The following is a 15,245-nucleotide window of genomic DNA, read 5'->3' on the forward strand; positions in this document are numbered from 1 at the left end:
GCTGCCGGCGGAGGCGGCCAGCCCCTCGCGACGGCGCTGGGCCTGGCGCAACAGGCCGTTGGCCACGGGGGCCAGCCGTCCCAGCCCCGCCCGCTTGGCCAGCTCCACCGTGGTGCTCACCGCCGCGGAGGCGGGCACCCGCTGGCTGAACAGCAGCTGGTACAGGCCCAGATGCAGCAGCCAGCGCAGCCGCGGCGGCTGGCGCTCGGCCGGCACCCGGCCGAGGGCATCGAGCCAGGCGTCGAGCAGCCGCCGCTGGCGGATGGCCCCGTAGGCCAGCTCGGTGGCCAGGGCCCGGTCCGCCCCCTCCAGCGGACTGCGCTGCAGGGCCCGCTCCAGGGCCACATCGGCATAGGCGCCAGCGGCGACCGCCTGCAGCACCTGCCAGGCCAGCTGGCGCGGCTCCAGGCCGATGGAAGCGGATTCAGCCAAGCGGCGGCGGGTCCAGGGGCGGCACCCACAGATAGCGCCCCAGCGGCAGACGCCCCTCGGCATCCACCGGGATGCCTTCGGCCAGCAGCAGCTCGCGCTGGATCCAGTCGCTGCCCTCACGGCTGGGGGTGAAGCTGATCTGCCCGCGGGCATTGACCACCCGGTGCCAGGGCACCGGCGAAGGCAGGGGCAGGCGGCGCAGCGCCCAGCCCACCTGGCGGGCGCAGCCATAGGCCCCGATCGCCTCGGCGACCTGGCCATAGGTGGCCAGCCGGGCGCGGGGGATGCGCCGGACCATGGCGTAGACGCGCTGATCGAAGCTGGGAAGCTCCATGCCCGCATCCTGGCCATGCCCCTGCTGCCCCGCCGCTTCGAGCGCCTCAAGGCGGTGCTGGATCGCCGCATGGCCGACCTCACCGTGCTGCTGGAGCACGTGGAAAAGCCCCACAACCTCTCGGCGATCCTGCGCAGCTGCGATGCCGTGGGCGTGCTGGAAGCCCATGCGGTGTGGCTGGAGGGGCGGCTGCCCACCTTCAACAGCACCGCCCAGGGGAGCCAGAAGTGGGTGCCGTTGCACCGGCACCCCAGCGCGGCCGACGCCGTGGCGGCCCTCAAGCGGCAGGGCTTCCGCCTCTACGGCACGCACCTGAGCGCCGACGCCGTGGATTACCGCCAGTGCGACTTCACCGGCCCCACCGCCTTCGTGCTGGGGGCGGAGAAGTGGGGCCTGAGCCCCGAGGCCACCGCCCTGGTGGACCAGGCGATCGTGATCCCGATGAGCGGCATGGTGCAGTCGCTGAATGTGAGCGTGGCCACCGCGACGCTGTTGTTCGAGGCCCTGCGCCAGCGCCAGGCCGCCGGCCTGGTGCCGTGCCAGGGGGAGGGGCTGGCGCCGGAGCACTACCAGCGGCGGCTGTTCGAGTGGGCCTACCCGGAGGTGGCGGCCTGGTGCCGTCGCGAGGGACGGGCCTATCCGCCGCTGGACGCCGAAGGGGCGATCAGCGAGGCGCTGCCGCGGACCGTGCGGCTCCGCCATTGAACCGCCCGCCACCGTGCTGCTCGGGATGCTCTTCGGCGGCGGTATCGGTGGGGATGAGGCCGCCGCTGGAGAGCCGGCGGCTGCCGGCACTGGGCAACCACAGGGCCACCCCCAGGGCCAGCAGCTCGAGGGGGATCTGCCGGCCGCCGAGCAGCACCACGGCGAGGGCGACGACTGCGAGCATCCGCTGGAGCAGGCTCCAGACGTCATCCTGATCGGCGCTGCCGCTGAACCAGAGGATCACGGCGGCGGAGAGCAGAACCAGATCCAACCACCAGGGCATGGCGAAGGGCTCCGCCGGAGCCTGCTGCAGAACTCGATTCTGGCGCGGCAACCCTCAGCTGGCAGCCCGGCCGGCCTGGGCGTTGCCACTCAGCCAGCTCTCCAGCCCCTCGCCCAGGAAGGAGAGGCCCAGCACCAGCACGAACATGGCCAGGCCGGGATAGAGGGCGGTCCACCAGATGCCGGTGGGGAGGGCGGTGAGGGCCTGCTGCAGATCCCCGCCCCACTCGGGGATGGTTTCAGGGAGCCCCAGGCCCAGGAAGCCGAGGCCGCCGAGCACCAGCACCGCGTCGGCGGCGTTGAGGGTGAGCAGCACCGGCACCGAGGTGATCACGTTGCGCAGCAGGTAGCGGCGCAGGATCCACACCGGCCCGGCCCCGAGCGAGCGGGCCGCCTCGATGAACAGCTCCGCCTTCACCTGGGCGCTCTGGTTGCGCACCACCCGGAAGTACTGGGGGATGTAGACCACGCACAGGGCCGCGGCCGCATTGGGCAGGCCCCGGCCCAGCAGGAAGGCGAGCACCACCGAGAGCAGCAGCACCGGCAGGGTGTAGAGGGTGTCCATCAGCAGCACCAGCAGCCGGTCCACCCAGCCGCCCAGATAGCCGCTCACCATCCCCAGCGGCACCCCCACCAGCAGGGCCACCACCAGCGCCAGCACCACCACCTGGAGGGCCACACCGCTGGCGGCCAGGGTGCGCACACACACATCACGCCCGAGCCGGTCGGTGCCGCACCAGTGCTGCAGCGAGGGCGGGGCATAGATGGGGTTATGCAGACCGGCGTTGGGATCCGGCAGCCAGCCGGCCTGCACCAGCAGCGGCGTCAGCACCGCCACGAGGGCATAGCTCACCACGATCAGCACGCCCCAGCGGGCCATGCGGGCCGAGAGGGTGGTGGGGCGCCAGCTCAGGAGCACGGGGGCAAAGAAGCTTGGCCCATTCAACCGTCAACCTCACCGCCAGACTGGAGGCCGAGGAGCCCCAGTCCGCCGCCGTGTCTACAGCCCGACTGCTGATCGTCGATGACGACGCCGAGCTGAGGGAGTTCCTGCGCACCGAACTGGAACTGGATGGCCACCAGTGCTGCGAGGCGGCCACCGGCCAGCGGGCCCTGAGCCTGATCCGTGCCGAACGCTGGGATCTGGTGCTGCTGGACTGGTCTTTGCCGGATTTCAGCGGGGTGGAGATCTGCCGCCGGCTGCGCGCCACCGGCGACGACACCGCCGTGATGATGGTCACCGCCCGTGATGACGTGCGTGAACGGGTGGAGGCGCTCGATGCCGGCGCCGACGACTACCTCACCAAGCCCTTCTCGATCGAGGAACTGCTGGCCCGGGTGCGGGCCCGGCTGCGGCGCACCGGGCGGGATGGGAGCGAAAACAAGGCTGATGCGACCCTGGGGCTGGCCGATCTGGAACTCCACTTGCCCAGTCGATCGGTGAGCCGTGGGGGCCAATCGGTGCACCTCACCAACACGGAGTATGTACTGTTGCTCTACTTGCTGCGACAGCCAGAGCAGGTGCATGAACGCAGCGCGATCATGGAAGAGATCTGGGGCGAGTGCTGGGTCGGCGACGACAACGTGCTCGATGTCTACATCCGGACATTGCGCCGCAAGCTGGAACCCGCAGGTGAACCCACGTTGATTCAGACAGTGCGCGGGGTGGGCTTCATGCTGCAGGAGGGGCCACCCAAGTCCTGACCGGTGGTGGCAGCTCCAGCTGGAAGTCCGCTCCACCGCCAGGACGCCCCACCACCCTCACGGTTCCGCCCATCGCCTCGATCAGAGTCTTCGCCAGGGCCAGTCCGATGCCATTGCTGCGAGCCCCTGCGGCAGCTGCTGCCGACCCACGCACGAAACGTCCGAAGATGAGGTCCCGTTCGGCTGGAGCCACGCCGGGTCCACGATCCAGCACGTGCAGGAGCAGCCCCCCCCCGGCGGCTGGCTCGCAGGCCAGCGTCACTGAAGAGGAGGAAGGGCTGTAGCGGAGGGCGTTATCGACCAGGCATATCAGGCACTGCTCCAGCCGTTCCGGATCCCCGAAACCAGTGGCAGGGGGGTCGTTTTCCGGAGACGGCCCCTGAAGGCGCAGTCGGCCTGGAGCCACAGACATCATGCGCTCAAAAACGGCCAGAAGCGCCTCCTCTCCCACGATTTCACGGCAGGCGAGTGACAGCCGATTGCCATCGTGGCGTGCGAGGTCGAGCAAATCCTTGACCATCCGCACCATGCGATCAGCCTCAGTGCGAATCAGCCGAAGCTCCGCCTCCTGGGGAGTGGTAGCCAGTTGACGCTGAAGCCTCTCCACGTGGCCGCTGATCAGAGTGAGCGGAGTGCGCAGCTCATGGGCCACCCCATCCACGAACAGGCGTTCATGCTCCCAGGAGTCGAGAAGACGGGTCTGCATCCTGTTGAAGGCATGGGCAATGGGCCTCAGCTCCACCGGTTGCTCCTGCAGACGGATGAGCTGCAGCTGGGCGGGCGGCGGCTGGATCGCATCCAGCAGGCGGGTGAAATGGCGCAGGGGTTGCACCAGCCCCTGACGCAGGACAAGGCGCATCAGGCTGCTGGTGATCAACGTGGACGTGCCGGCCCCAATCACCGTCACCCAGAAGGCCAGCTGCTCTCCTAGCAGCGACAGGCTGATGTCCTGAGCAACGACCAACTCGCCGGCTCGGCCCTGTGGAAGAGACAGGGGCACGCGACTCACCATCCAGGTGTCGACGCCACGCTGCTCCAGCCATGGCGCGGCAGGGTGCTCGGGCACTGGATCAGCAAGCAGCTCCAGCTCCAGGCCTGGGATCGGCGTGACTTCCCGCAGGTGGGCCCAGCTTTCGCCGGCGTCAAGACGCTCCTGGAGGTTGGCGGCCAACCCGGCGACCAGTTGCTGATGGGCCGACTGACGCTGCTGCCTCGCCACGGCCTGGTTCAGCAGGAGCAGCAGCCCGTAACCGGCCAGCACCGCCAGCACCAAACCGCTCTGCAACCACACCCTCAGCGACTGGGTAGACATCTAATGGCCACATCTTCAGGGAATTCTCAGACAAGTCTCCTGGAACCGACTGGCAAACCCCCTGCATGTGCTTCATACTTGATCGAGATACCATTTGGAAGCGCCCCCCCGCACCATGGCCAGACCCGACCGCAGCGCACTGCTTCTCAAGCGCAGCCTTCTGCATAAGCTCAACAAGATGCAAGGCGATCAAGGTTTCACCCTGATTGAACTGCTGATCGTTGTGATCATCATTGGGGTGCTCGCAGCGATCGCCATCCCGGCCTTCCTGAACCAGCAAGGCCGGGCGAGGGTAAGTTCAGCCCAGACTGCCGTAGTGGATGCTGCCAGAGCTTGCACTGCATTGCAGATCACAGGCGAAGAAGCCTCATATAAACTTGCGAAAAATATCACCTCCACTGCTGCAGCCCCTGGATGCCCTGCTGCAGGGACCGGTGCAAAGTACAGTACCCCTATCACATCGTTTGGCCTGATTACAGCCCCCATTGCTGAATTGGGGTCTGACGGTTCCGTGGAACTAACCACATGCGCCACGGCTACTGGATGGACCAAGGGTGTGCTTACCGACGGCTGCCAGCCAGCAAGGGGATAAGCTCCCCTACCCTGGTGTTCAAACCCCGAAGACACGCTTCTTTCAACCACACCGTTCCAAAGCAGCCAATCGGCTGCTTTTTTGTTTTGAAGTCGGCAGAATGTAGAATAAGACAAATCCGCATTCGAGCATGGAGCAATGCGCCTTAAAAGCTGCGCCGTCCGCCTTCAATGCCATAAAATCCATAAGGCAAGCCCCACAAGCGACATCATTGCCCTGCGCTTGCAATATGCCGGAGTTGGATGCAATGATAACCAATCCGCTTATTGAGCTTCTTTCGGCACATGGAGACTTGAGTTCAAATATCTCCCCAATCACCTTTAGCATCACAATCCGATTCTTACTTCCATGAGCTGGGATCACGGGTATTTTTCCCACGCCTCCTATATTCGAGGCTACTTCCGTGAGACAACCCCTTCTTGGATAGATTTTGCGGCTCTAGTCAAGGGGGTGACTCCAGGCCGCTTAGAGGAAGGCCTGCCTTTTAGCTATCTCGATCTGGGCTGCGGCACTGGTTACGGCCTTTGCATGCTCGCAGCCTTATACCCAGAGGGCACATTCGTCGGCGTAGACTTCCTACCGGTACACATAGCCGAGGCTGAAGCCCTAGCCAAGCGGCTGGGACTGAGCAACATCCGCTTTCTCGAAGCTGATTTCCTCGCCTTGGCCGGCGATCTCTCCACAGTAAGTTCTAATCATACTACATCGCCACGCTTCGACTATGTCGTTTCTCATGGTGTCGCAACCTGGGTGGTACATCCTGTGCAGCGGGCGCTGCTTTCCACTGCAGCGGCTGCTCTTCGACCGGGCGGACTTTTTTACTGCTCTTACAACTGCCTACCAGGTTGGCTAGGAAGAACAAGTCTTCACAGACTTATTACCCATGAGCGCCGACGAAGTGACCCAAGCTCAGCTCTTTTAGCAACCCGGCGTGCAGCTGCGACCCTGGAGTCATTGCTCAGCACTCCTGAAGAACCAAGTCTTCTGGCAAATGCACTTCCCTTGTTGCGGGATGAACTCACTTACCTTCAGAAACAGGATCCCACATATCTGAGCCAGGAGTATGCCAACGATGGCTGGCAGCCCCTCTACGTTGATGAGTTCCATGAGCGCTGCCATGCAGAGAAACTGAGTTACATCGGCCCCGCAAATTTCAGCGAACTCTTTCCGCAGCTGCTCTCCAATCAGCTTAAGAAGTTGCTCCAAGAGGAGCCCAGCCCCTTTCTGCGAGAGCTCATGGTGGATTTGGCTACCAACAAAGGATTTCGATACGACATCTTTTCCCGCGGCCCATGCCCGCTTCCGCCGGGCCAAAGAGCTCGTCTTTTGGCCCGTCTTGCAGTGAGGCAGCAAGAAGCGCCTGAAACGGAAAACTACGAATTTCGTACCAGCTATGGAAAGCTCACCGGTGATCTTGAAGTTTACAAAACCATTGAAGCGCACTTTGCGGATGGTCCAAGATCCCTCTCCTCCCTACCAGAGTGGGAAAGCAACCCGGAGAATCTCTTCACTCAGATCGGTTTGCTGCTGCATGGAGGCAGACTTGGGCTGGACCGAGGCCAACCCGGACGAGCTGCAAGCCAGATCTGTGAGCAAGTCAACCGAGAACTCGAGCAGCTGCGAGAGGAAGGAATAATCTTCGAGTGGAGGCTCGCTTCTTGTATTGGGCAAGCAGTATTCGTGAGCACCCAAGAGCAGCTGATGGCACAAGGCTTGGCCGAGGGCTTGGAAGGCGAACTCCTAGCAAGCTGCTTGCTTATGGAACTTGCCTCTAGAGGAATCCAGATCACAGATCAAGACGGTCATCCTATCAAGAAAACCGCCACCCAGATCAACACACTGCAAGAGGGTATTGATCGTTTTATCAGCCAGCGCTTTGGATATCTGAGGTCACTGGGCATGTACAATAAATCATCATCCCAGTGTTGACAGCTGCAAAATCGTGTTTCCCTTCCACAACGCCAAACTCGATGCACTTAATGTGCTGGAAGTCGATATCGACTTGCGACACATTAACAAGTTCAAACCCTCCCTGGCTTCCAATCTCAACACTGCGGATTTTCACGTTGAGCATCCTCCCTGGCAAAGCGATATCCAGTGGATTTCTCCCAATACATTGACGATGTTCAAAGCCTTTAGAGATCTTTTCGAGGCTCTGCACATTGCCGACACCGTCAGGCCCCTTCTCGACCTTGAACAGGGACCACGCCTTTATTCGGGATTCCTAGTTAGGCGAGGTCATTGTTCAGCGCCCACCTTCCATGAAGACTGGGTCGACACCTATCAGCAGGCCTTCACCCTGATCACACCCCTACAACTCGGCGAGCCTCCTGCGGCACTTCTTTACCGGAAGACAGACGGATCGGAAGGGCGATATCCCTATAAGCTTGGCAAAGGTATTATCTTCGGCGACAAATTTGTGCACTCAACCGAGCCTGGAATCTGCGCCCCTCCCGTAGAACTACTCTCCTTCACCTTTGGAACCGATAAGATGCAGTACTGGGACCGCATCTCTAGAACCGGCGCTTACCAAGGAAATTTAGTGAGGCGCCCAGACGGCTCATTCCTATATCACAACTTTGACGCTTAACAGCCACTTCTTATCAGCGACGGTTTCAATTCCCTGCAAACGCTGCCCTAGCTGTAACCCCCTGACGCTGACGGAGGAGAGTCCCATCTGCGAATCGACGTACAAGCTCCAGTTGCAGAAACCCAGCATTTGGGCTTGAGTTGACCATCAATCCCCCATCGGACGGCAACGCATCGATGACTACCCGCGTCAGCGGCGAGCCGCCGCTCCAAGTCCCGTCTAGACCATAGGCCGGCCCACAGCGCATCAGCACTTCCCCCCGCCAGATCGGATCCGGCGCCGCCCCCTGGGTGTAGCTGATCACCCCGGCAGGGGTCTGGAACTGCATCACCAGGGTCCGCCCACCAAGATTGCAGGCCGGCACCAACACACCCCCACCAGAATCTCCCAGCTCCACCACGCTGGCCAGCTGCAGCTCGGAGCGCACCAGCTCCAGCACCCGTTGCGAAGCCTGGCGTTCCCGCAGCAACCGCGCCAATCGCTGGCCGCCACGACCCTCCGCCAGCAGGCATTGCAGCATCAGCGCGCTGAGCATGCCTCCCAGCACCAGGGCCAACAGCAGCTCCACCAGCGTGAAGCCTCCGGCACGAGAGCAACGCAACCGTTGTGGGGCCATGGCCTTGCGCATCGGAATCAGAGTGTGGGGTCGGGGCGGCAGAGGCTGCTGCTCAGACCGGCCCCGGGATCAGCGCCGTAGCGGCCGACGCGCGTGAAACCCAGCGGCAGCGCCATCACCAGGCAGCGGCGCAACGTCGTTCCAGGACTGCTGATCACCACGGTGCCGCCATCGATCACCAGGCCATTCGCGGTGAAGCGCAGCTGGGCCGGCAGGTTGTGGTGCAGCTCCAGGCTGGCGTCGCCGCTACGGATCTCCTCCACCAGCCCACCCGGGCCCTCCAGGGCCCGCAGCAGCGGGGTGCCGCTCCGCTCGGCCTGCTGGCGGCTGCGCTCCAGCTCACTGCCCAGCCGCCTTGCCGCCGCCTCCACCCGGCCAGCAGCCAGCTGCTGCCGGCCAGTACCGAGCACCAACGCGGCCATCAGCGCCAGGATCGCCACCGCCAGCAGCGCCTCCACCAGGGTGTAACCGGCCACCTGACCGGAGCTTGTCTCAGGGCTGGCCATCACTGGATCCTCCAGAAGCGTCCGCACCGCTCAGCGGCTTTGGGGCGGAGCCAGGCTCCATGGAGACCTCCTGCAGAGGAGCCTCACCGCCAGACCCGATGCTGCTCGGCTCGACGGCATCCAGATCGAGGGCCTCTTTGCTGCCCCCCGCGTCGCCGGGCAGTCCAGACGCCATGTCCACCGGCTCGGCAGCACCACAGAGGCCGTAAGCCGCCGGATCCAGCCAGCGTTCCCGCTCCAGGCCGCTCTGCCCCTCAACGCGCAGCAGCACCCCCTCTCCCCGCGGCTCCAGGTCGCTCAGATGGGCAGCGAGCCAGCTCGCCGCCGCGCCACAGTCGGCCGCGACGGGTTGGCCGGCCAGCTGCTCGAGTTCGGCCTGGACGGCCAGCAGGCGGCCATCGAGCTCGATCAGCTGTTCGCGCTGCTGCTGGGCCCGCTGGGTCCACTGGGTGCTCGTGCTCCAGAGCTGCAGGGAACAGGTGGCGGACCCGGTGAACACCACCGCCGACACCAGCACTTCGGCCAGGCTCATGGCTGCACCTCCCCGCAAACCGGAGAAGGCGCCGTGGCGGAGCGGAGCCCGAGCTCCCGCAGGCCCCGCAGCTGGGGCTCGGCCGTCGTCCCTGAAACCCAGTCGAGCGCGAAGGCCCCCCGCCGGCCTGGCGTGGTGCCGCCCAGCTCGAGCAACAGCTCACCGCGACCACTGCCGGCGCAATAGCCCACCAGACGGTAGGGGCCGCCTTCGCTCTCCCCCGCCAACAGCCCGGGCAACTCCCCGGTTCCCACACAGGGCGCCAGGGTCCAGGCGTTCTGATCGAGGGCCAGCAGACAGCGATGGCGGCGCTGCAGCCGGCCGGCCACGGTCTGGGCGGCGGACATCAGGCGGTCCTCCAGCTGCCGCAGCCGCTGCTGGGCCGCCACCTGGGCCCGCTGCTGCAGGGCCATGCCCTGCAGCGAGAGGCTGCTCAGGATCAACAGCATCGCCCCGGTGGTGGCGAGCGGCAGCAGGAACCCCCGTTCGGCCGCAGGCGGGGGCAGCCAGGTACGTTTCAAGGCAGGCAGGAGCGCAACACGGGGTCAGCGTTGCCACACCGCTGCCCTTGCACCCCCTCGGTACCTTGAGGGCGAATGTGACTCCTGATGCGACCACGGCTCCTGAGCCTCCGGGCGTGGTGGAAGGAAGAGCATCGGGCCTGGCGCTCGGGATCCCCCAAGCGCCGGATGTTTCACCTGGGCGTGGGCGGGCTGGGCGCGGTGGCCCTGCTGCGGCTCACCCAGCTCCACGGCCCCCTGATCCTGCTGCCGGTGCCGTTGCTGGCGGCGGTACGGCTGCGCGATCAGCTGACGCTGCGACGAACCCGCCTGCAGCAGATCCAGGAGACGCGCCAGACCAACCAGCGGCTGCGCCAGAGCAGCCACCAACTGGAGGGGTTGCTCACCCGGCTGGGGAGTACTCCGCCGCCCCAGGCCGGATCGGCGGCGGCAGAGCGCGCCCCAGCTGGTGGATGCCGCCATCGACGCCCCATCCACTCCCAGCTGCACCACCTGGCCTCCCAGTTGGAAGGATTGCTGCAGGCGGCCCGCGCCCTCGATCGGATCGATCCCCTCACCCTCCTGCCGAACCGGCGCCAGTTCGTCGAACAGCTGGAGGTGGAAGCAGCCCGATCCCTGCGGGCCGGCAGCCCCTTCACCGTGCTGCTGGTCGACATCGACCGCTTCCGCAACCTCAGTGACACCTACGGGGATGCCGAGGCCGAGCAGGTGCTGATCGCCGTGGCCCGGCGCCTGCGGCAGACGGTACGCATCGGCGACTTCCTGGCCCGCCAGGGCCACGATCAGTTCACCCTGCTGATGGATGCGTCGGCCATCAAGGCCGCCAGTGCAGCCAAGCTGCAGGCCCATGCCCACAGCTTCGCCAACCGGCTGGTGGAGGCCTTCGGGGAATCCCTCGACCTGGGCGAGAGGCGCCTCCACATCAGCGTGAGCGTGGGGGTCTGCGTGGTGGAACCGGGGCAGGGCAACGGCGAAACGGTGCTGCGCCAGCTGAATGCCGCGGTGGAACAGGCGAAGCAGCAGAAATACCGGCGGGTGGCCCTCTTCGATCACGAGGCCAGTGGCAGGGGCTGGGACGATTACACCCTGTTCAGCGATCTGAAGGAGGCGCTGCGGACCCATTCCCTGCAGATGGCCTTCCAACCGTTGGTGACCGCGAGTGGCAGCTGGGATGGCCTCGAAGCGCTGGCCCGCTGGCAGCATCCGACGCTGGGTGGCATTCCACCGGATCGGTTCATCACGGTGGCAGAACGCTACCGGCTGATGAACGATCTGGGTGAACAGATCGTGGCGTTGTCCCTACGGGGTTACCAGCAGATCCGCCAGGAGCTCGATCTGAAGAGCCTGCGCCTTTCGATCAACATGAGCCCTTCCCAGCTCAACAATCCGGAGTTGCATCAACGGCTGATGGCCATGGTGGGCCATGCCGGCATCTCTCCCAGCCTGATCACCCTGGAGATCACCGAGATGGTGGTACTGGAACGCAACGAAGCCACCCAGACCAACCTGGTGAAGCTGCGGGAGGCCGGTTTCAGGATATCCCTGGATGACTTCGGCACCGGCCACTCCTCGCTCAACGTGCTCCAGGCTCTGCGCCCGAATGAAATCAAGATTGACCGCTCCTTCATGCAGGGGCTGGGCCTCGATCCCTACGCCGATCAGATCGTGACCGTGATCGCCAGCATGGCCGCGCACATGGATCTGGACCTGGTGGCGGAAGGGGTGGAAACTGCCGACACCTTCCAGACCCTGAGGGGCCTCAACATCCAGTACTTTCAGGGCTACCTCTTCTGCCGGCCGATGCTGACCGACGATCTGATCCGCTTTGGCCGGGATCGCCTGCAGGCAACCCCGGCCGGACGTCCGGATCAGAGGCCCTGAGATCAGAGACCCTGGATCGGCACCACCCGCAGCTTGGTGGGATCGACGCCGCTGAACCCCATCACCCCATTGCCGTAGGAGACGAGGTCGCTGTAACCGAAGCTGCGCCCGATGTTACGCAGGGTCACCGTGTCTTCGCGGCCGAAGTTCTTGATCACAAAGCGTTGCATGTGATTGAACGGCCCATGGGTGCGGGTGTTGTTGGTGAAGAAGAAGCTGTCCGGGGCATCATCCTTCTTGAAGTTGATCACACTGGTGGCCCGCTTGGTGATCGCGCCTGCATTGGCCTGGAAGTCGAACACATCGCTGCCCTTGGAGCCGATCCCCTTCCAGCTGCGGGCCATCGCATTGTCGATCCTGTAGCCGGTCACGATGTCCCTGGGCTTGATCAGCCCCTTGGCAGCCTTGAGGCGCTGCTTCTGGCCCGAGACCTTCAGGGTGGCGTCCCATGCCACCGGCTGACTCAGCCAGGTGGAGTTACCCCGCAGCTGCACGATCGTGGATTCTTTGCCCTTGAGTTTCGATGCCGTGATCCAGTCAGGCTTGCTGACAAGGTTGGTCCAGGACACGCAGGTGGCGTAAAGAAATGCAGTTAATTTTCGCGAAGCTGGATGGGGCGTCAAGCCGCCAGGGAGCCAGCTGCAGAAGTGCCCTTGAGCGACTGGCCTACTGGTTGAGCTTCAGCACCGCCATGAAGGCCTCCTGGGGCACATCCACCTTGCCCATGGCCTTCATGCGCTTCTTGCCCTTGGCCTGCTTCTGCAGCAGCTTCTTCTTGCGGGAGATGTCGCCGCCGTAGCACTTGGCGAGCACATCCTTGCGCATGGCGCTGATGCTCTCGGAGGCAATCACCCGGCTGCCGATCGAGGCCTGGATCGGGATCTTGAACTGCTGGCGGGGGATCAGCTCCTTGAGCTTCTCCACCAGTCCCCGGCCCACGTTGTAGGCCTTGTCGCGGTGCACGATGGTGGTGAGGGGGTCGGCCTTCTCGCCGTTGATCAGCACATCCAGCCGCACCAGATCGTTGCGGCGGTAGCCGATCAGGTGGTACTCCATCGAGGCATAGCCCTTGGTGCGGCTTTTCATCTGATCGAAGAAGTCGGTCACCACCTCGGCCAGGGGCATCTCGTAGTGCAGGGTGACCCGGTCGGTGGTGATGTACTTCATGTCCACGAACTCACCGCGCCGCTCCTGGCACAGTTCCATCAGGGTGCCGTTGAACGTGTTGGGGGTGTAGATCTCCAGGCTCACGTAGGGCTCCTCGATCGACTCCCGTTTCTGCGGATCGGGCAGGGTGGCGGGGTTGTCGACCATCAGCGCCGCACCATCGAGCATGTTCACCTGGTAGACCACCGATGGGGCGGTGACGATCAGATCGAGGTTGTACTCCCGTTCCAGCCGTTCCTGCACGATCTCCATGTGCAGCAGGCCGAGGAAGCCGCAGCGGAAGCCGAAACCCATGGCGCTGCTGGTTTCCGGCTCGTAGCGCAGGGCCGCATCGGAGAGCTGCAGTTTGTCGAGGGCGTCGCGCAGGTCGGGGTACTGGTCGGCGTCGGTGGGGAAGAGGCCGCAGAACACCATTGGCTTGGCCTCGGTGTAGCCAGGCAGCGGTGCGGCCGCCGGATTCGCCACCAGGGTGATGGTGTCACCGACACGGGCATCGGCCACCGCCTTGATCGAGGCGGCCAGGTAGCCCACCTCACCGGCATGGAGGGCATCGACCTGGCGCTGATCGGGGGCCATCACCCCCACCTCATCGAGTTCGTAGGTCTTGCCGGAGGCCATCAGCAACACCTTGTCCTTGCGGCGGATGGTGCCGGAGATCACCCGGAAGTAGACAATCACGCCGCGGTAGGGGTCGTAGTAGGAGTCGAAGATCAGGGCCCGCAGCGGCTCCTGGATCGTGTCGGCGGGAGGCGGCACGCGCTCGACCACGGCCTGCAGGATGTCCGGCACCCCCAGACCGGTCTTGGCGGAGCAGTGGATGGCGTTGGAGCAGTCGAGCCCGATGATCGCCTCGATTTCAGCGGCGATCCGCTCGGGGTCGGCGCCGGGAAGGTCGATCTTGTTGAGCACCGGAATGATTTCCAGGTCGTTCTCCAGGGCCAGATAGACGTTGGCCAGGGTCTGGGCCTCCACACCCTGGCTCGCATCCACCACCAGCAGGGCGCCTTCACAGGCCTGGAGTGAACGGCTCACCTCGTAGGAGAAATCGACATGGCCGGGGGTATCGATCAGGTTGAGGATGTAGTTTTCGCCATCGGCGGCCGTGTACTCCATCCGAGCCGCCTGCAGCTTGATCGTGATGCCGCGCTCGCGCTCCAGTTCCATGTTGTCGAGGAACTGCTCCTGCATGTCCCGCTCCGCCACGGTTCCGGTGGTCTGCAGCAACCGGTCCGCCAGGGTGGACTTGCCGTGGTCGATGTGGGCAATGATGCAGAAATTACGGATGCGGGAGACGGGAACGTCGGTCATGCGCTGGGTTCGGGCCGCCCCCGAGAACTGGTCGGCGGCAGGGGGAGTACGCTGACAGATCCTAGGCAGTGGTGCGGAGGTGCCTGTAGTTTGGCTGCGTGGACGGGTCATTTCGCAGAATGTCCAGGGGTACGGGGACACCGGAACGACGACGGACCAGCCGCCAGGACGGCCAGGTGCTCCTGTTCGCCGCCGCCCAGGACATTGCGCGGCAGCAGGGAAAACTCTCCGACGGGCTTCGCGCCTCGCTGGAGCAGTCGGTGCTGAGCCGCACCAGCCTCGCCCTCAAGACCAGCGAGGGCAAGCTGATCGCCAGGGTCGCGCTGCCCGAGGCACGGCGGATGCTGGCCTACCGGCGCCAGGTGGCCCGTGAGCTCCTGCAACTCTCCAAGGCGGAGGTCACCAGGCCCGGCAGGCCCCCTGAGGTGGACAAGCAGACGCTCAGGATGCAGGAGGAGAAGGTTCGGGCCCTCGCCTGGGCGATCGGCAGCGGCCGGCGCTTCCCCTACATGGGCTCCCGGCGCCGCCACACGCTGATCACGGTGCTGCTGCTGCTCTGCGGCGTGCTTCCAGGGATCGTCTACCTGATCTGGCTGTGGCGCCGCTCCGAGGAGTACGGCAAGCTTCTCGACCAGCTGCTCTCCCGCTGGCGAGCCCTCGGGCGACCGGACCCGGCCCTGAATTTCTTCACCCTCTACAACCTCTGAGCAGCCAGGCCAGCGGATGGCTTTCTATGCTGCGTTCACTTCCACAGAACGCCTGC

At 64.6% G+C, this 15,245-nt stretch carries 19 protein-coding genes; 7 read left to right on the forward strand and 12 right to left on the reverse strand.

Annotated features, from left to right (window positions below; translation table 11 throughout):
• Together ACLNEE_RS03585 and ACLNEE_RS03590 are read right to left on the reverse strand one after the other, a co-directional pair.
• Positions 1–432 (reverse strand): transcription antitermination factor NusB (locus ACLNEE_RS03585; RefSeq protein WP_412006776.1); only part of this gene is annotated, 432 nt, incomplete at its 3' end.
• Positions 425–766, reverse strand: a complete 342-nt coding sequence (locus ACLNEE_RS03590; protein WP_412006777.1) for an MGMT family protein — start codon at positions 764–766, stop codon at positions 425–427. The genes ACLNEE_RS03590 and ACLNEE_RS03585, both read right to left, overlap by 8 nt.
• A 15-nt stretch (positions 767–781) precedes the next feature.
• Between ACLNEE_RS03590 and trmH the strand changes: the two genes are divergently transcribed.
• On the forward strand, positions 782–1,471 hold the full coding sequence (gene trmH / locus ACLNEE_RS03595) for a tRNA (guanosine(18)-2'-O)-methyltransferase TrmH (protein WP_411421629.1): 690 nt from the start codon (positions 782–784) through the stop codon (positions 1,469–1,471).
• Here the strand turns inward: trmH and ACLNEE_RS03600 are convergent.
• A complete protein-coding gene (locus ACLNEE_RS03600) occupies positions 1,431–1,805 on the reverse strand; it encodes a hypothetical protein (protein ID WP_411421562.1) in 375 nt (124 codons plus the stop codon). The genes trmH and ACLNEE_RS03600 overlap by 41 nt on opposite strands.
• A 3-nt stretch (positions 1,806–1,808) precedes the next feature.
• Positions 1,809–2,633, reverse strand: coding sequence for an ABC transporter permease (locus ACLNEE_RS03605; protein WP_411421628.1), 825 nt, complete (start codon positions 2,631–2,633; stop codon positions 1,809–1,811).
• 53 nt (positions 2,634–2,686) lie between these two features.
• On the opposite strand from ACLNEE_RS03605, the gene ACLNEE_RS03610 reads away from it, so the two are divergent.
• Entirely contained in the window at positions 2,687–3,457 is a 771-nt protein-coding gene (locus ACLNEE_RS03610; protein WP_411421561.1) for a response regulator transcription factor, read from the forward strand.
• Here the strand turns inward: ACLNEE_RS03610 and ACLNEE_RS03615 are convergent.
• On the reverse strand, positions 3,426–4,769 hold the full coding sequence (locus ACLNEE_RS03615) for a sensor histidine kinase (RefSeq protein WP_411421560.1): 1,344 nt from the start codon (positions 4,767–4,769) through the stop codon (positions 3,426–3,428). The genes ACLNEE_RS03610 and ACLNEE_RS03615 overlap by 32 nt on opposite strands.
• Positions 4,770–4,884: 115 nt before the next feature.
• On the opposite strand from ACLNEE_RS03615, the gene ACLNEE_RS03620 reads away from it, so the two are divergent.
• Positions 4,885–5,361, forward strand: coding sequence for a prepilin-type N-terminal cleavage/methylation domain-containing protein (locus tag ACLNEE_RS03620; protein ID WP_411421559.1), 477 nt, complete (start codon positions 4,885–4,887; stop codon positions 5,359–5,361).
• Positions 5,362–5,403: 42 nt separating this feature from the next.
• Here the strand turns inward: ACLNEE_RS03620 and ACLNEE_RS03625 are convergent, their stop codons facing one another.
• Positions 5,404–5,688, reverse strand: a complete 285-nt coding sequence (locus ACLNEE_RS03625) for a hypothetical protein (protein ID WP_411421558.1) — start codon at positions 5,686–5,688, stop codon at positions 5,404–5,406.
• 21 nt (positions 5,689–5,709) lie between these two features.
• Between ACLNEE_RS03625 and ACLNEE_RS03630 the strand changes: the two genes are divergently transcribed.
• Together ACLNEE_RS03630 and ACLNEE_RS03635 are read left to right on the forward strand one after the other, a co-directional pair.
• Entirely contained in the window at positions 5,710–7,290 is a 1,581-nt protein-coding gene (locus ACLNEE_RS03630) for a methyltransferase regulatory domain-containing protein (protein ID WP_411421557.1), read from the forward strand.
• Between the two features lie 13 nt (positions 7,291–7,303).
• Complete coding sequence (locus tag ACLNEE_RS03635) at positions 7,304–7,951, forward strand: hypothetical protein (protein ID WP_411421556.1); 648 nt, start codon at positions 7,304–7,306, stop codon at positions 7,949–7,951.
• A gap of 25 nt (positions 7,952–7,976) precedes the next feature.
• Here ACLNEE_RS03635 and ACLNEE_RS03640 read toward each other — a convergent pair whose 3' ends face one another.
• From ACLNEE_RS03640 to ACLNEE_RS03655, 4 genes are read right to left on the reverse strand one after another with little or no spacing between them, the layout of a single operon-like run.
• Entirely contained in the window at positions 7,977–8,552 is a 576-nt protein-coding gene (locus ACLNEE_RS03640; RefSeq protein WP_412006778.1) for a prepilin-type N-terminal cleavage/methylation domain-containing protein, read from the reverse strand.
• A gap of 32 nt (positions 8,553–8,584) precedes the next feature.
• Positions 8,585–9,073 carry a hypothetical protein gene (locus ACLNEE_RS03645; protein ID WP_411421554.1) on the reverse strand — a complete coding sequence of 163 codons (489 nt, stop codon included), beginning with the start codon at positions 9,071–9,073 and terminating at the stop codon, positions 8,585–8,587.
• Positions 9,060–9,605 carry a hypothetical protein gene (locus tag ACLNEE_RS03650; RefSeq protein WP_411421553.1) on the reverse strand — a complete coding sequence of 182 codons (546 nt, stop codon included), beginning with the start codon at positions 9,603–9,605 and terminating at the stop codon, positions 9,060–9,062. Before ACLNEE_RS03650 ends, ACLNEE_RS03645 begins: the two co-directional genes overlap by 14 nt.
• Complete coding sequence (locus ACLNEE_RS03655) at positions 9,602–10,126, reverse strand: hypothetical protein (RefSeq protein ID WP_411421552.1); 525 nt, start codon at positions 10,124–10,126, stop codon at positions 9,602–9,604. Before ACLNEE_RS03655 ends, ACLNEE_RS03650 begins: the two co-directional genes overlap by 4 nt.
• Positions 10,127–10,294: 168 nt before the next feature.
• Here ACLNEE_RS03655 and ACLNEE_RS03660 point away from each other — a divergent pair, with 168 nt between their 5' ends.
• Positions 10,295–12,007 (forward strand): putative bifunctional diguanylate cyclase/phosphodiesterase, encoded by a 1,713-nt coding sequence (locus tag ACLNEE_RS03660; protein ID WP_412006779.1) that lies wholly within the window; start codon positions 10,295–10,297, stop codon positions 12,005–12,007.
• Between the two features lie 2 nt (positions 12,008–12,009).
• On the opposite strand, the gene ACLNEE_RS03665 is transcribed toward ACLNEE_RS03660, so the two are convergent.
• Both ACLNEE_RS03665 and lepA read right to left on the reverse strand, forming a co-directional pair.
• On the reverse strand, positions 12,010–12,576 hold the full coding sequence (locus tag ACLNEE_RS03665) for a hypothetical protein (protein ID WP_411421550.1): 567 nt from the start codon (positions 12,574–12,576) through the stop codon (positions 12,010–12,012).
• 97 nt (positions 12,577–12,673) lie between these two features.
• Positions 12,674–14,482 (reverse strand): translation elongation factor 4, encoded by a 1,809-nt coding sequence (gene lepA, locus ACLNEE_RS03670; RefSeq protein WP_411421627.1) that lies wholly within the window; start codon positions 14,480–14,482, stop codon positions 12,674–12,676.
• A gap of 119 nt (positions 14,483–14,601) precedes the next feature.
• Between lepA and ACLNEE_RS03675 the strand changes: the two genes are divergently transcribed.
• Complete coding sequence (locus ACLNEE_RS03675) at positions 14,602–15,189, forward strand: hypothetical protein (protein ID WP_411421549.1); 588 nt, start codon at positions 14,602–14,604, stop codon at positions 15,187–15,189.
• Positions 15,190–15,245 lie beyond the last annotated feature (56 nt).

It is taken from the genome of Aphanothece stagnina RSMan2012 (assembly GCF_046764815.1).
GTDB lineage: Bacteria > Cyanobacteriota > Cyanobacteriia > PCC-6307 > Cyanobiaceae > NIES-981.

Bases quoted from the DNA above. Each gene is read 5' to 3' on its own strand.
- ACLNEE_RS03590 (WP_412006777.1), bottom strand. From the start codon at position 766: ATGGAGCTTCCCAGCTTCGATCAGCGCGTCTACGCCATGGTCCGGCGC.
- trmH (WP_411421629.1), top strand. From the start codon at position 782: ATGCCCCTGCTGCCCCGCCGCTTCGAGCGCCTCAAGGCGGTGCTGGAT.
- ACLNEE_RS03650 (WP_411421553.1), bottom strand. From the start codon at position 9,605: ATGAGCCTGGCCGAAGTGCTGGTGTCGGCGGTGGTGTTCACCGGGTCC.
- ACLNEE_RS03660 (WP_412006779.1), top strand. From the start codon at position 10,295: ATGTTTCACCTGGGCGTGGGCGGGCTGGGCGCGGTGGCCCTGCTGCGG.
- ACLNEE_RS03605 (WP_411421628.1), bottom strand. From the start codon at position 2,633: ATGGCCCGCTGGGGCGTGCTGATCGTGGTGAGCTATGCCCTCGTGGCG.
- ACLNEE_RS03630 (WP_411421557.1), top strand. From the start codon at position 5,710: ATGAGCTGGGATCACGGGTATTTTTCCCACGCCTCCTATATTCGAGGC.
- ACLNEE_RS03645 (WP_411421554.1), bottom strand. From the start codon at position 9,073: ATGGCCAGCCCTGAGACAAGCTCCGGTCAGGTGGCCGGTTACACCCTG.
- lepA (WP_411421627.1), bottom strand. From the start codon at position 14,482: ATGACCGACGTTCCCGTCTCCCGCATCCGTAATTTCTGCATCATTGCC.
- ACLNEE_RS03625 (WP_411421558.1), bottom strand. From the start codon at position 5,688: ATGCTAAAGGTGATTGGGGAGATATTTGAACTCAAGTCTCCATGTGCC.
- ACLNEE_RS03620 (WP_411421559.1), top strand. From the start codon at position 4,885: ATGGCCAGACCCGACCGCAGCGCACTGCTTCTCAAGCGCAGCCTTCTG.
- ACLNEE_RS03615 (WP_411421560.1), bottom strand. From the start codon at position 4,769: ATGTCTACCCAGTCGCTGAGGGTGTGGTTGCAGAGCGGTTTGGTGCTG.
- ACLNEE_RS03675 (WP_411421549.1), top strand. From the start codon at position 14,602: ATGTCCAGGGGTACGGGGACACCGGAACGACGACGGACCAGCCGCCAG.